Here is a 13,858-nt window from a genome sequence, read left to right on the forward strand (position 1 = left end):
CACCCCGCACGGGGTGGGCCTTTGGCGTACCCCGACAACACCGGCCTAGGCTGAAGACGTGCAGCAGACACCCACCCCCACACCCGCGGTCCCCGCCATCCGACGGCGCCACTACGCCCTCAGCATCGGCACCGCCGTGGCCACCGGGCTCCTCCTCGTCCTGCTCGCCGGCACCACCACCCAGATCTTCGCGCCCGCCGTCATCGCCGACCCCGGCGCCCTCGTCCGCTGGACCCTCCCGCTCGTCTCCGTCGCAGGCGAGCTCGCGACCGCAATCACGATCGGCGCCCTCGTCGCCGTCGTCTTCCTCCTCGGCGACAACCCCGACCGCAGCCGCGCCCTCCTCGTCGCCGCCACCGGAGCAAGCCTCTGGACGCTCACCGCCGTCGCCGACACCCTCCTCACCTTCACCGACGTCCTCGGCGGACAACCCTCCGACGGCGCCTACGGCGCCCAGCTCGCGTCCTTCCTCACCGACGTACCGCTCGGACGCATCCTCCTCGCGATCACGATCATCGCGGCGGCCGTCGCACTGCTCGCGATCCTCGTCCGCACCCCCACCGGCGCCGCCTGGACACTTGCGCTCGCCGCCAGCGCACTCGCGCTCCGATCCCTCACCGGGCACTCCGCAGGCGCCTCCGGGCACAACATCGCTGTCTCCGCGATGTTCCTCCACCTCGTCGGAGCCGCCACCTGGGTCGGCGTCCTCCTCGCGCTCGCCGCCCTCCGCACCGCAGGCGGCCTCCGCGGCCCCGCGATGGCCGACGCCGTCGCACGCTTCTCGCCCGTCGCCGCCTGGTGCCTCGCCATCGTCGGCTACTCGGGCATCGCGAGCGCCACCGTCCGCCTCGACGGTCCCAGCGACCTCACCACCGGCTACGGCCGCCTCGTCATCGCCAAGGTCGTTCTCATCGCGGCCATCGGGGTCCTGGGGCTCATGCACCGGCGCGCGCTCGTCGCCCGAAGCGCCGGGGGCAGGCTCGCGCACGAGGGCCGCACCTTCTGGCGCCTCGTCACCGTCGAGCTCGTGCTCATGGGCGCCGTCGTCGGCGTCGCCTCAGCGCTCGGGGCGTCGAGCCCGCCCGTCCCCGACGAGGCAGGCGTCGGCCTCACTCCCGCCGAGATCGTCACAGGCGAGCCGCTCCCGCCCGAGCAGACCGCCGCCACCTGGTTCACCCAGTGGCGCTGGGACGTCCTCATGACGCTCCTCATCGCCGCGGCGATCGTCGTCTACATCCGCTGGGTGCTGCGGCTGCGTCGCCGTGGCGACCACTGGTCCTGGGGCCGCACCGCGGCGTGGTGCACCGGCATGCTCGTCATGCTCTGGGTCACGTCGGGCGGCGCCGCCGTCTACGGCCACGTGCTCTTCAGCGCCCACATGGTCCAGCACATGGTCATGGCCATGGTCGTGCCCCTGTTCCTCACGATGTCCGCGCCCGTGACGCTCGCCCTGCGTGCGCTGCCCAAGCGGCACGACGGGTCACGGGGCCCGCGAGAGTGGCTCCTCGTGCTCGTCCAGTCGAGGTGGGGATCGTTCTTCGCCAGTCCGCTCGTCGCCGCGACGAATTTCGCCGGGTCGATGATCCTCTTCTACTTCACCGACCTCTTCGAGTGGTCGCTCACGACCCACGTCGGGCATATCGCGATGATCGTGCACTTCACGCTCGCGGGCTACCTCTTCGCCAACGCGCTCATCGGCATCGACCCGGGGCCCAAGCGCCCCGGTTACCCGATGCGGCTCCTCCTGCTCTTCGCCACCATGGCGTTCCACGCCTTCTTCGGCGTCACCCTCGTCACGAGCGAGGTCCTCCTGGTGCCCGAGTGGTTCGGCCTGCTCGGCCGCACGTGGGGCAAGTCCGCGATCGCCGACCAGCAGGTCGGTGGCTCGGTCGCGTGGGGCATCGGCGAGATCCCGACGATGGTCCTCGCCGTCGTCGTCGCGGTGCGGTGGGCGAAGGACGACGAGCGCGCCGCCCGCCGTCGTGACAGGAGGGTCGCCGCGCGCGGCGACGCCGAGCTCGACGACTACAACGAGATGCTCGCGAAGCTCGCGGAGCGCGACGGCTGAGACGACCGCGGGCTGTTACTCCGGCACCGCCATGATCCCTGTGACGACGCCCGAGAGAGCCTCGAGGTCCGTCGCGTACTCGTGCGCCAGCACGGCTGCACCGGTGGGGGCGTTCTCCGACGGGCTCGTCGAGTCCATGGGCACCTCGCTTCCGTGACGAAGGCCGACCCGCGCCGGCCCGCAGAGAAGTGTCCCGCTCCGGCTGCGCTCTGCCAAGGGCGCTGACGTGCGAAGCGCAGGGTGACATCACCCTTCCCGACGGGCGACGCGTCCCATGGCTGAGCGCGCGCGTCCGGTGACGAGCGGAGCGTCCGGTGCCGTGACCCGGCGCGGTGTCAGCTCAGCGGCGCGGGAGGATGATGGGTGCGCCGCCGCCCGGGTGCTCGAGCACCTCGACCGGGTGCTCGTAGACCTCGGTCAACAGCTCCGGCGTCAGGACGTCGCCAGGAACACCGTCACCGACCACACGGCCACCCGCGAGGACCGTCACCTGGTCCGCGTACGCGGCCGCCAGACCGATGTCGTGCACGACGACCACCACCGCGCCGCCAGCGCGGGCGTGCTCGCGCGCGAGCGACAGGACGAGCTCCTGGTGCCGCAGGTCGAGCGCCGCCGTCGGCTCGTCGAGGAGCAGCAGCTGCGTGCGCTGCGCGAGGACGCGCGCGAGCGCCGCGCGCGCACGCTCACCGCCCGACAGGGTCGTGAAGCTGCGGCCGGCCAGGTGGGCGACGTCGGTCGCCTCGAGGGACTCCGCGATGATCGCGTCGTCGTCCTCCTCGAGCGGGGTGGCGCGCCACGGCGAGCGGCCCATCTCGACGACCTCGCGTACCGTGAACGGGAAGGACACCGCGACGTCCTGCGTGAGGACCGCGCGACGCAGGGCGAGGTCGGTCGTCGACCACGACGACAGCGGGGCACCGTGGACCGTGACGTGACCCGAGGACGGCTTGCGGTCGCCCGTGAGGACGCCGAGCAGGGTCGACTTGCCGGCGCCGTTCGGGCCGACGAGCGCGCGGACCTCCCCTGCACGCACCTCGAGGCTTGCGCCGTCGAGGATTGTGGAACCGCCGAGCGTCAGGTGGGCGTCGTGCACCTCGGCGAGGACCGAGCCGACCGGGAGACGCTCGGGCATGCGCGGACGACGGGGGCGCAGTCGCACGGTGTCCAGGAGGGTCGCGGCGACGGTGCTCATGCCCAGCCTCCTTGCGAGGTGCGCGTCCGACGCAGGAGCCAGAAGAAGAACGGTCCGCCGACGAGAGACGTGAGCATGCCGAGGGGGAGCTCTGCGTGCGCGATCGCCGTGCGCGCGACGAGGTCCGCGACGACGAGCACGAGGGCACCGCCGAGGGCGGAGCCCGGCACGAGGAAGCGGTGGCCCGGGCCGGCAACCATGCGTACGACGTGCGGGACGACGAGACCGACGAACGCGATGATGCCCGTGAACGCGACACCCGCAGACGTCAGCAGCGCGACGATGAGGATCACCAGCTGGCGCAGGCGCTCGACGTCGACCCCCAGGTGGCGCGCCGCGCGCTCGCCGAGCGAGAGCAGGTCCAGCTTGCGCCGCAGCAGCATGGCTGCGACGAGACCGGCCGCGACCATGGGCGCGACGATCGCGACCGAGCGCCAGGTCGCGCCGTTGAGCGAGCCGAGCTGCCAGAACACGATCTGCTCGCGCGCCGACGGCGACGCGATGAACACGAGGAACGCGAGCACGCCCGAGGTGAACGCGTTGATCGCGACGCCCGTCAGGACGAGCGTGACGACCTCGGTCCGCCCGTTCGCCCGGGCGAGCGCGTACACGACGAGCGTCGTCACGAGACCACCGACGAACGCCGCGGCAGCGACCGCGAGCGAGCCGGAGAGCATGCCGCTCGCCGTCGGGAGCACGATGACCGTGCACGCGCCGACGGCGGCGCCCGACGAGATGCCGATGACGCCGGGCTCGGCGAGCGGGTTGCTGAACACGCCCTGCATGAGGGCGCCGGCGCAGCCGAGCGCCGCACCGACGAGGATCCCGAGAGTGATGCGCGGGAAGCGCGCGACCCACAGCGTGTTCTCGCCCTGCGGGTGCGCGGGCAGCGAGCCGACGTCGAGACCCATCCGGTGCAGGACCGAGCCGAGCACCTCGCCGGGGGTGATCGGCGTCTGGCCCGAGACGGCCGAGACGAGCGCCGCAGCGATCAGGGCGACGACGAGACAGACGAGCAGCACGATGCCCCGGGTGGGCTTCGTGGGGGTGAGGCCGGTCGTCGCCTGTGGGGTGCCGGGCGTGCCGGCGCCGGACGTGTGGGCGCCGGTCGCTTCGGCTGCGGGCACGGTGCGCGCGTTCATCGGTAGAGCGCGTTCGCGAGGCGGGTGATCGTGCCGGCCGTCGACGGCCCGAAGGACAGCAGCTGCGTGTCCGACGCGTCGATCACGGTGCGCGACGCCGCTGCGGGCGTCTGGCCGATGCCGGGGATCCCGAGGAGCGCGTCGATACCGCCCACGGACTTCAGCCCGGCGCTCATGACGAGCAGCACGTCCGGCGCGGCGTTGATCATTCCCTCGCTCGTGATGGGCGTGAAGCTCCGGTCGAGGCCGATGGCCGTGCCCGCGTCCTCAGCGCCGACAGCCTGGATCAGCGCGTCCGCGCCAGAGCCGGGGCCGCCCAGCAGGTAGACGCCGGCGGTGCCGCGCACGTAGAGGAACGCGACGCGCGGGCCCGAGCCGTCCTCGGGGGCCAGGGCATGGGCTTCGGCGATCTCGGCGTCCGTCCGGGCGATCAGCTCTTCGCCCGTCTCAGGTACGCCGAGCGCGGCCGCGACAGCGCGGATGTGGCCGTCGATCCCCGCGAGCGTGCGCTCGGGGTCGAGGAAGACGACGGGGATGCCTGCCGCGCGCAGCTGGTCGAAGACCTCGGGCGGGCCGATCGAGGTGTCGGTCAGGACGATCGTCGGGTCGAGCGCGAGGATCGACTCGACGTTGAGGGCGTGGCTCGAGCCCGTGACGACGGGAAGGTGCGCCGCCTCCTCGAAGCCGCTCGCGACGTCGCGCCCGATGACGTTGTCGCCCAGGCCGAGCGAGAAGACGATCTCGGCGAAGGTCCCGTAGAGGTCGACGGCGAGGATGCGGCTCGTGTCGGTCACCGTGACCTCGACGCCGTCTGCGGACGTCACCGTCGTCGGGAGCGTGGGGGTGGGGGTCGGGAGCGGACGCACGGGGTCCTCGAGCGCCTCGAGGGTGCGCGGGCCGGTCGGCGTCCACGAGGTCGCGGTCTGCTCGGTCGACGGCGTCGCACCGGCGGTGCCGCAGCCGGCGGCGAGCGTGCAGGCCGCGATCACGGCGAGAGCGGCGCGCAGGCGCGCGGTGCGGTCACGCATCGTTGCCCCCGTCGTCGGCGCCGGTCGCACCGCCTGCGCTGGCTGCGGCGCGGCGGCGGGAGAGGATCACGGCGACCCCGCCGATCACGACGAGCGCGCCGACGCCGCCCAGGATCAGCGGTGCGGGGCCCGAGCCGCTGCCGTCGGTCTCGTCGGCGCCCGCGACGGGAGTCGCGGGCGGGGCGGTGGTCCCCGCAGACCCGGGTGCGGTCGTCTCGGCGGGCTCGGTCGGCTCAGCAGGCTCTGTCGTCTCGGCGGGCTGTGTCGTCTCGTCGGCGGGCTCACCGCTGCCCGGCTCGCCGAAGGTCAGCGGGATGCGCACGTCCGCCGAGCGGTTGTCGATGCGCGAGTGGTCCGCGAAGGTCGCGAGGACGCACCCGTCGGGCGCGGTCTTCTCGTCGAGGCAGTCGGTCAGGTTGTCCTGCGCGACGACCGTCGTCGTCAGCTCGAACGACCCGCCCGGGCCGAAGGGCACCGCGAGGTCCTTGCCGTACGACGGCGGGTTCGAGGAGAACCAGCCGCTCGCACCGGTCGTGCCGGACATGTCGACGCCGCCGAGGCAGGGCGTCGGTCGCTTCTTCGGGCCGTTGTCGACGCACACGGCGACGTAGATGCCGATCGACTCGTCGAAGCCCTCGCCCGTGACCGTGACCTCGGCGCCCGTCGGGTCGAGCTCGTTCGCGCGCGTCACCGTGACGCTCTGGCCCTCGGGTCCCTCGGCCGTCACGGGGCCCTCTTCCGCGTGCGCGCCCGGCGCGACCGCGAGGAGGCCGAGCGTGGCGACCGCGGTCACGAGCGCGCGCCGGAACGGCAGCCGGGAACCGGCTGCAGGCATGGGGGTGCGAAGCATGGAAGGGGATCCTCGTCGGCGCAGATAGGGAGGTTGCGACCTAGGTAAGGATAGCCTTTGTTGCCCGCCCGCGGGGCGGTCCGCTCAGAGGTGAATATCACCAAGCTCGGCGAAGAGAGCCTGGTTGAGACGGAACGCTTCCTGTGCCTCCGCGACGACGGCCGCGCGGCCCTCGTCGTCGAAACGCAGAGCGTCGAGACGCTCGCGGTAGAGGTCCTTGAAGACCTTCGGCTTCTCGATGCGGTCGAAGCGGTAGAAGGAGACGCCCTCCTCGCCGAAGCCGTAGTGCCGCTGCAGCATCGTGCGGATGACCTGCCCGCCCGAGAGGTCGCCGAGGTAGCGGGTGTAGGCGTGCGCGGCGTACTGGGGGAGCGTGTCGATCGCGTCGAGGCGGGCGACGTACTGCGCGGTCGCGGGGAGGACGGTGACCTTCTCGGCCCACTCGGCGCCGAAGAGGAACTCGAGGTCCTGCTCGATCTGCGGCGTGCGCTCGAGCTCGTCGAACACGATCTCGGCTGCGGCGCCCTCGGGGGTCGCCGCGATGCGGGCGCTCGCAGCCTCGAGCGCGCCGTAGATCGCGAGCTGCTGCGCAGCGAGGTCCGCGTACGCGGCCTTGCCGCGGTCGCCGAAGCCGCCGGACATGAGCGTCTCGATGAAGCCCATCGTCTCCGCCTCGCGGTGGACCTGGCGGGTGCCCTCGCGGAGCAGGGAGGACAGCGTGGCTCCCTCGGTCGCGAGCGTGTCTGCGGGGGCGGTGGCGGTGGCGGTCACGGAGGGTCTCCAGTGCGGTCGTCAAGGCCGGGCGTGGCCGTGCGTGAAGGACATGACTGTTTGTCATGACACGGTGACACCTCACCACACCTAGTTAGGTTTGCCTACCTCGTTCACACGATGACGACCCCTGGCGCCCCCGCGGCAGCGCATGGTTACGCTCACCCATGGACACGATGACGGACACCCCTGCCGAGCAGCCGTACGAGGGTGCGGTCGAGCCCGACACGAAGGACTGGACCTGGGTGCTCCGCGAGACGTGCCCCGAGTGCGGTTTCACCGCCGCCGACGTCGACCCGCGGACCGTCCCGGACCTCATCCCCGCGCAGACCGCCTTCTGGCGCCGCGTCCTCGTCCACCCGCGCGTGGCCGAGCGCCCTGCGCCCGACGTCTGGTCACCCCTCGAGTACGCGTGCCACGTGCGCGACGTCTACGACATCTTCGGCACGCGCGTCGAGCTCATCCGCGACGAGGACGACCCGACCTTCCGCAACTGGGACCAGGACCAGGCCGCCGTCGAGGGGCGCTACCGCGAGCAGCGTCCGCTCGTCGTCGCTGACGAGCTCACCGAGTGCGCGGCCGCGCTCGCGGCCATCGTGAAGACCCTGCCGGACGACGCGTGGGACCGGAAGGGCGAGCGGTCGAACGGTTCCTCCTTCACGACGACGACGCTCCTGCAGTACTTCCTGCACGACGTCGTGCACCACGTCCACGACGTGCGCCAGCACCTCGGGGAGGTCTGAGGAGGGTCGCACGGCGCCTGAGGGCGCCGGCGAGCAGGGTCCGGGCGCGGCGGGACGAGCGCCTCTGCGCGACCATGCTGCGGCACCCGCACGAGGAGAGCGCGGGTCGGCCGAGCAGCGTGTCAGTGGTGGAAGGGGCAGCCGGCCGGGCCGACCGGGGCCGGGTGCGCGCCTGACGGCACCGGCTCGACGACGACGCCCGCAGGCGAGGTCGCGGTCGACGGGTCGACGCCGATCGCTCGGAGGACGAACTCCTCCGTCGCGCGGGTCGCGACCGCCCGCGTGGCCTCGTCGTGCCCGAGGGTGCGGCCCGAGAGGCACGCGTTGACGAGGGCGACCGTGACGTTGAGGTCCTGCGGCGGGAAGATCCGGCGCTCGATGCCCGTGCCGATGATCCGCTTGAGGATGCTCTCGACCATGTCGGCGTGCTCGCGGAGCTGGTGCTGCGTCCCGCGCGAGACGACGGTGCGCAGGTCGGGCCCTGGCGCGAGGTGGAACACGCGCTTGAGGCGCATCTGCGCTCGGACATAGGTGCGGAGCTGGTCGACGGGGTCGTCGACGTTCTCGAGCTCACGCTCGAGGCTCGCGACGTACTGCTCGGTCTCGTGGTTGATGAACCCGACGAGCAGCGACTCCTTGTCGGGGAAGTGGTTGTAGACGGCGGTGCGCCCGATCTTCGCCGCCTGTGCGATCTGCGCGAGCGTGATCGAGTCGAAGCCGCGGTCGTCCATGAGCGTGGCGAGAGCGTTGAACAGCTTGTTGCGGGTCTGTTCGCGGTGCTCGGCGAGCGAGCCGCCGATGATCTTGGGCATGGTGACATTCTGCCACCGCTGTGTCATCACAGGGGCCGATCCGGGTGTGGCGGTCCACACCTTCGGATGGGCGTCCACAGGGTGAACATCCGCTGCCTGGTTATCCACAAATTTGGTCCACAGGGGTGTGCACCCCGCGAGATTTCCCCCGTCCCGGCTGTGGACAGCGCTGTGAGTTCCCGCTCGGACGAATGATGAGGGGGTGAAGCCTTGATGTGCGGACCCGAGAGGAATATGAAAGGGGAGAACTGCACCCCAGGTCTCCCGGAAAACGGACGGGTCGGCGCGCGCAACGCGCCACGATCGACGACAGCCCACCCGAGCCCGGAAGGCCGACCGCAGCACCGGCACCGGAGGCGACGACGTCGCGGAGCCGTGTGCACGGCCGATCGTCGAACGGCCCCAGGCCGAAGGTCGTGCGGTCCGGCGGAGCCCCGCGAGAGCGGGGCTCCGTCCTTTGTGCTCGGGCGGCACGACCACCGCCGATCCTCGCCATCAGACGCCCGCGGGCCTAGGCTCAGGCCCGTGAGCGACGTCGACCTCGGCCCCGGGAGCGCACCCCCGGCACCCGTGGCTCCCGCTCCGCCCGCTCACGAGCCTCACCCGTCTCCAGTGCCGGCGCTGCCCGGACCCGTCACCGCTGCACCGGCGCCCGCTGCACCGGCGCCCGCTGCACCAGCGCCCGCGGTGCGTGCGTCGTCCGACGTCGTCGCTCCGGCCGCCGCGCCAGCGCCGCCGCCGGTCCCGCGCCGACGCTCTGCGCTCCCGCGCCGCACGGACGCCCCGCCGAGCCGCCCCGCCGCCCGAGCGGTCCGGCCGCCCGTCACCGCGTCCGTCGCCGAGCTCTCGCCGCCTGAGCACATCGCGCCCTCGCGCGAGCCGGACGGCGCCGCGAGGCTCCTGCCCGGCACGCGCCGGTACGTCGGCCCCTGGTGCTTCGTCGAGCACCACGCCGGGGCCGGGGCCGGGGCCGAGGGGGCGAGCGCTGCCCTCGACACGCCCGCACATCCCCACACCGGTCTCCAGCTCCTCACCTGGGTCTTCGCCGGAGCCGTCGAGCACCGGACGTCCGTCGCGCCGAACGCCGTCGTCCGCGCCGGCGAGCTCTCGCTCCTCACCGCAGGACGTGGCGCCTCGCACGGTCTCGCCGACGTGTCCGACGCCGGCACCGCCCGTGCCGTCCGCCTCGCCGCGCTGCTCCCGCCGGACGCGCTCGATGCGTCGCCGAGCCTCGAGCACCACACCGAGCTGCCCGTCCTCGCCGAGGGTGGCGTGCGGCTGACCGTCGTCGTGGGGACCGCCTGCGGGATCGACGCGCCCGCGACGACTTACCGGCCCCTCGCGTGCGCGCAGCTCGAGCTCGCTGCCGGGTCGCACATCGCGCTGCCGGTCGACCGGGAGTTCGAGCACGGCCTGCTCGTCGACGAGGGGGCCATCACGGTCGAGGGGACGAGCGCTGCTGCGACCGAGCTCGTCGTCGTGCCCCTAGGCCGCTCCTACCTGCGGCTCACCGCGGGCGACGCCCCGGCCCGCCTCCTGATCCTCGGCGGGCCGCCCCTCGACGACGAGACGGTCGTGTGGTGGGGGCTCGCCGCCCCGGACCACGACGGCGTCGCCGCCGCCCGGGCCGACTGGGCCGCTCAGCGCACCCGCCGCGCCCGGGGCGCGGACCCCGCCGCGAGGTTCGGCCGCGTCGACGACGGCGCCGCCCCCGCGACAGCCCCCGACCTCGCGGGCGTGCGCCTGCGGGTGCCCGCGCCCCGCGGCCCTGCCAGAGTGACCCCGTGACCGCCACTCCCGCAGCACGCGACAGGTTCGCCGACCTCCTGCGCACGACCGCCCTCGGCGCCGTCATCCTCGGCCACTGGACGATGGCCGCCGTCCGCCCCGACGACGACGAGGTGCTGCGCGTCGGCAACGTCCTGAGCGACGCCCCGTGGCTGTGGCCCGCGACGTGGGTGCTCGTGCTCATCCCGCTGTTCTTCTTCGTCGGCGGCTTCTCGAACGCGACGAGCCTCGAGCGTGCCCGCGCCCGCGGGCGGACTGCGCGCGCGTGGGTGCGCTCCCGCGTCGTCGGGCTGCTCCGACCCGTCGCGCCGTTCGTGCTCGTCGTCCTCGCCGTCGTCGGCGCTGCCCTCGCGCTCGGCGCGCCGCGCACCCTCACGCTGACTGTCGCCGTCGTCGTGCTCATGCCGATGTGGTTCGTCGCCGTCTACACCGTCCTCGCCGTGCTGACGCCGACGATGCTGCGGCTCGACGAGCGCTATGGCGTGCGCGTCCCCGTCGCGATGGCGCTCGGCGCGATCGCCGTCGACGCCGTGCGCATCGCCACCGACGTGCCCCTCACCGGGTACGCCAACTACGTGCTCGTGTGGGGCCTCGCGCAGCAGCTCGGCTTCGCCTACCGCGACGGGCGCCTCCTGCGGCTGCCCCGTCGAACCGTCGCCGTGTGGTTCGTCCTCGCGCTGGCGGCCATGGCGGCCGCAGCGGCGTCGCCGCTGTGGGCGGAGTCGATGGTCGGCACCGCCGGCCAGCGTTCGCCCATGAACCCGCCCAGCACGCTCGCGATGCTGCACGTCCTCGTGCAGGTCTCCGGCGTGCTCCTGCTGCGCCCCGCGGTCGTGCCCCACCTCGACGGGCCGCGCGCCGCGCCCGTCCTCGACCGCGCCGCCGCCCTGTCGATGCGCGCGTTCCTGTGGCACCTGCCGGTCGTCGTCGTCCTCACGGGCGCGTGGGTCGCCGCCGGCCTGCCGCTGCCCGAACCGGGCAGCGGGACCTGGTGGTGGACGCGTCCGCCCTACCTCGCCGCGCTCGCGGCAGCGCTCTGGCTCGTCCTGGCCGCAGGCGACCGGTTCCGCCGTTCACGCGCCGGGAGGCGCGCCGCAGAGCCTCAGGCCTTGGCGGCCGACGCCGGCTGACGCAGCCGGATGTCGTTGCACGCCTCGCACACCGACTCGGGGATCAGCCCGACCGACTGCAGGCGGCCGAAGATCCAGCAGCCCAGGCAGAACCCGAGTGCCGACTCGAGCGTCGCCGCGACGACGACGAGACCGACGAGCACCCACGCGACCGTCGTGGCGCCGAGCGCGTAGGCGACGAGCGCGCCGATCGTGAGCGTCGCACCGATGCCCTGCGCGAAGCGCTTGGGCGGACCCGGGACGAGGCGCGGCGCGCCGAGGCGCGGCGCGATCACGCGCTGCGCGGCCCAGCCGAGGACCGACAGGCGCGGCCCCGCGAGCACACGGCCGAGGAACCCCGCTGCGAGGACCGCGAGCACGACCCACGACCGGGTCGCGAGCGTCGTCACCGCGAGCACGACGACGCCGGCCGCGACCGTGCGCGCCGCGAGCTCGTTGACCGGGTTGGGGAAGGAGAAGAAGGACCGCATGGGGCGCAGTGTCGGTCCCCCGCGAGGCGTTGGCAACGTTCGGGGACCTGTGTCCCAGCGTTCGGGCACCGCCCGTGCGACGCTGGCTGCTGATGCGCCTCGCCGAGGGGCGTGCGCACGGACGAGGAGGACTACGTGAGCCAGCGGAACCCGAGCCGGTGGGAGCAGATCGTCGCGGCCAACCCGGACCACTCGACGTGGTACGTCGAGCGCTTCCGCGCGATGGCGGCACGGGGCGACGACCTGCACGGCGAGGCGCGCCTCGTCGACGCGATGGTGCCGCGCGGCTCACGGATCCTCGACGCCGGGTCCGGCCCCGGACGTGTCGGCGGCGAGCTCGCCCGCCGCGGCCACACGGTCGTGGGCGTCGACGTCGACCCCGTGCTCATCGACGCCGCTCGCGCCGACCACCCGGACGCGACCTGGGTCGTCGGGGACGTGTGCGAGATGGACCTCGCGGCCCACGGCATCGGCGAGGGTTTCGACGTCGTCGTCTCGGCAGGCAACGTCATGACGTTCCTCGCGGACGGCACGCACGCCGCCGCGCTCGAGCGGATGCGGGCGCACCTGCGCCCGGGCGGTCGCGTCGTCGTCGGCTTCGGGGCCGGGCGCGGCTACGAGGTGCGCGAGCTCCTCGCCGACGCGCGCTCGGCCGGGCTCGTGCCGGACCTCATGCTCGCGACGTGGGACCTGCGTCCTTACGAGGCGGACAGCGACTTCGTCGTGGCGGTGCTGCGCGTCGGCTGAGGTCCCGTCGTGGCCCGCAGGACGAGCGACGTGGGCATGCGGACGTGCGTCGAGTCGAGCGCGCGCCCGCCGATGAGGTCGACGAGGAGGTTCACGGCTGTCGCCCCCATCTGCTGGATGGGCTGGCGGATCGTCGTCAGCGGCGGGTTGCTGCGCGCGGCCTCGGGGATGTCGTCGAAGCCGATCACCGACAGGTCGCCGGGGATGTCGAGCCCCAGGTCCCGCGCGACCTCCATCGCGGCGAGCGCCGAGAGGTCGTTCGCCGCGAAGATCGCGGTCGGACGGTCGGGGAGCGTGAGCAGCTCGCGGGCGGGGCCGCGCGACGTCTCGATCCGGTAGTCACCAGAGCGGACGAGAGCGGGGTCGGGCTCGATGCCCGCGTCGACGAGCGCCTGGCGGTAGCCCTCCTCGCGGAGGCGGGACGACTCGAGGTCGGCACGACCGCTGAGGAACGCGATCCGGCGGTGGCCGAGGCTGATGAGGTGCTCGGTCGCGGTCGCGGCGCCCGCGAGGTTGTCCGAGTCGACGGTCGGGATGCCGCCGGGGCCCGTGTGCGGGTCGATCGCGACGACCGGGATCGAGGCGTTCGCGTCGAGGACGGTCGGGGTCACGAGGATCGCGCCGTCGATGAGCGTGCCGCTCAGCCGGGTGAGGTAGCGCTGCTCCCAGCCGACGCCGCCGCTGTGCTGGCCACCGGTGTACGCGAGGAGCTCGTAGCCCGTGCCGGCGAGGACGCCGGAGGCGCCCTTGAGGATCTCGGTGCTGAAGGGCTCGAACTCCGCGACGAGGATGCCGATCACGTTGGTCTTGTGCGAACGCAGGCTGCGCGCGACGAGGCTCGACTCGTACCCGAGGTCCTCGATGACCTCCTTGACGCGCGCCGTCGTGCTCTGGGCGACGCCGTACCTGCTGTTGATCACCTTCGAGACGGTCGCGACCGAGACGCCTGCCGTCCGGGCGACATCGGTGATCGTGACCCGCTGTGCCATGTGGTGACAGTACCGTATGTAAAACGTTATCGATAACGATTGACGCGGCGATATCAGACATGCAAGTCTCGTGCCGACGCCCGCGGCCAACGACGGTCGGAGCGGCGATCAGTGCAACTCGACGGAGA

14 protein-coding genes are annotated in these 13,858 nt (G+C 73.0%); 5 read left to right on the forward strand and 9 right to left on the reverse strand.

Annotated elements, in window-relative coordinates:
* Nucleotides 1–58: 58 nt before the first annotated feature.
* Nucleotides 59–2,068: a bifunctional copper resistance protein CopD/cytochrome c oxidase assembly protein gene (locus ATL41_RS08855; protein ID WP_098458154.1), complete on the forward strand. Its 2,010-nt coding sequence runs from the start codon at nucleotides 59–61 to the stop codon at nucleotides 2,066–2,068.
* A gap of 15 nt (nucleotides 2,069–2,083) precedes the next feature.
* On the opposite strand, the gene ATL41_RS13605 is transcribed toward ATL41_RS08855, so the two are convergent.
* The 6 genes from ATL41_RS13605 to ATL41_RS08880 form a co-directional block, all read right to left on the reverse strand.
* Nucleotides 2,084–2,206, reverse strand: coding sequence for a hypothetical protein (locus tag ATL41_RS13605; protein WP_281253869.1), 123 nt, complete (start codon nucleotides 2,204–2,206; stop codon nucleotides 2,084–2,086).
* 202 nt (nucleotides 2,207–2,408) lie between these two features.
* Nucleotides 2,409–3,260 (reverse strand): heme ABC transporter ATP-binding protein, encoded by an 852-nt coding sequence (locus tag ATL41_RS08860; protein ID WP_245854715.1) that lies wholly within the window; start codon nucleotides 3,258–3,260, stop codon nucleotides 2,409–2,411.
* Entirely contained in the window at nucleotides 3,257–4,402 is a 1,146-nt protein-coding gene (locus ATL41_RS08865; RefSeq protein WP_098458155.1) for a FecCD family ABC transporter permease, read from the reverse strand. Before ATL41_RS08865 ends, ATL41_RS08860 begins: the two co-directional genes overlap by 4 nt.
* Nucleotides 4,399–5,430, reverse strand: coding sequence for a heme/hemin ABC transporter substrate-binding protein (locus ATL41_RS08870; protein WP_098458156.1), 1,032 nt, complete (start codon nucleotides 5,428–5,430; stop codon nucleotides 4,399–4,401). Before ATL41_RS08870 ends, ATL41_RS08865 begins: the two co-directional genes overlap by 4 nt.
* Nucleotides 5,423–6,280: a hypothetical protein gene (locus ATL41_RS08875; RefSeq protein WP_143556596.1), complete on the reverse strand. Its 858-nt coding sequence runs from the start codon at nucleotides 6,278–6,280 to the stop codon at nucleotides 5,423–5,425. The genes ATL41_RS08870 and ATL41_RS08875 overlap by 8 nt, the downstream gene beginning before the upstream one ends.
* Before the next feature lie 84 nt (nucleotides 6,281–6,364).
* Nucleotides 6,365–7,051, reverse strand: a complete 687-nt coding sequence (locus tag ATL41_RS08880; RefSeq protein ID WP_181010239.1) for a biliverdin-producing heme oxygenase — start codon at nucleotides 7,049–7,051, stop codon at nucleotides 6,365–6,367.
* A gap of 167 nt (nucleotides 7,052–7,218) precedes the next feature.
* Between ATL41_RS08880 and ATL41_RS08885 the strand changes: the two genes are divergently transcribed.
* Nucleotides 7,219–7,794 (forward strand): DinB family protein, encoded by a 576-nt coding sequence (locus ATL41_RS08885; protein WP_245854717.1) that lies wholly within the window; start codon nucleotides 7,219–7,221, stop codon nucleotides 7,792–7,794.
* 122 nt (nucleotides 7,795–7,916) lie between these two features.
* Here ATL41_RS08885 and ATL41_RS08890 read toward each other — a convergent pair whose 3' ends face one another.
* Complete coding sequence (locus ATL41_RS08890) at nucleotides 7,917–8,606, reverse strand: TetR/AcrR family transcriptional regulator (RefSeq protein WP_098458158.1); 690 nt, start codon at nucleotides 8,604–8,606, stop codon at nucleotides 7,917–7,919.
* Nucleotides 8,607–9,131: 525 nt separating this feature from the next.
* Between ATL41_RS08890 and ATL41_RS08895 the strand changes: the two genes are divergently transcribed.
* Together ATL41_RS08895 and ATL41_RS08900 are read left to right on the forward strand one after the other, a co-directional pair.
* Nucleotides 9,132–10,394 (forward strand): pirin family protein, encoded by a 1,263-nt coding sequence (locus tag ATL41_RS08895; protein ID WP_169924535.1) that lies wholly within the window; start codon nucleotides 9,132–9,134, stop codon nucleotides 10,392–10,394.
* Nucleotides 10,391–11,524, forward strand: coding sequence for an acyltransferase family protein (locus ATL41_RS08900; protein WP_169924536.1), 1,134 nt, complete (start codon nucleotides 10,391–10,393; stop codon nucleotides 11,522–11,524). Before ATL41_RS08895 ends, ATL41_RS08900 begins: the two co-directional genes overlap by 4 nt.
* Here ATL41_RS08900 and ATL41_RS08905 read toward each other — a convergent pair.
* Nucleotides 11,497–11,994 carry a DUF4395 domain-containing protein gene (locus ATL41_RS08905; protein ID WP_098458161.1) on the reverse strand — a complete coding sequence of 166 codons (498 nt, stop codon included), beginning with the start codon at nucleotides 11,992–11,994 and terminating at the stop codon, nucleotides 11,497–11,499. The genes ATL41_RS08900 and ATL41_RS08905 overlap by 28 nt on opposite strands.
* Before the next feature lie 135 nt (nucleotides 11,995–12,129).
* Between ATL41_RS08905 and ATL41_RS08910 the strand changes: the two genes are divergently transcribed.
* Nucleotides 12,130–12,741: a class I SAM-dependent methyltransferase gene (locus ATL41_RS08910; protein ID WP_245854718.1), complete on the forward strand. Its 612-nt coding sequence runs from the start codon at nucleotides 12,130–12,132 to the stop codon at nucleotides 12,739–12,741.
* On the opposite strand, the gene ATL41_RS08915 is transcribed toward ATL41_RS08910, so the two are convergent.
* Entirely contained in the window at nucleotides 12,693–13,730 is a 1,038-nt protein-coding gene (locus ATL41_RS08915) for a LacI family DNA-binding transcriptional regulator (protein ID WP_098458162.1), read from the reverse strand. The two genes, ATL41_RS08910 and ATL41_RS08915, sit on opposite strands and share 49 nt — an antisense overlap.
* Between the last annotated feature and the right edge of the window lie 128 nt (nucleotides 13,731–13,858).

The organism is Flavimobilis soli (assembly GCF_002564025.1).
GTDB classification, from domain to species: domain Bacteria; phylum Actinomycetota; class Actinomycetes; order Actinomycetales; family Cellulomonadaceae; genus Flavimobilis; species Flavimobilis soli.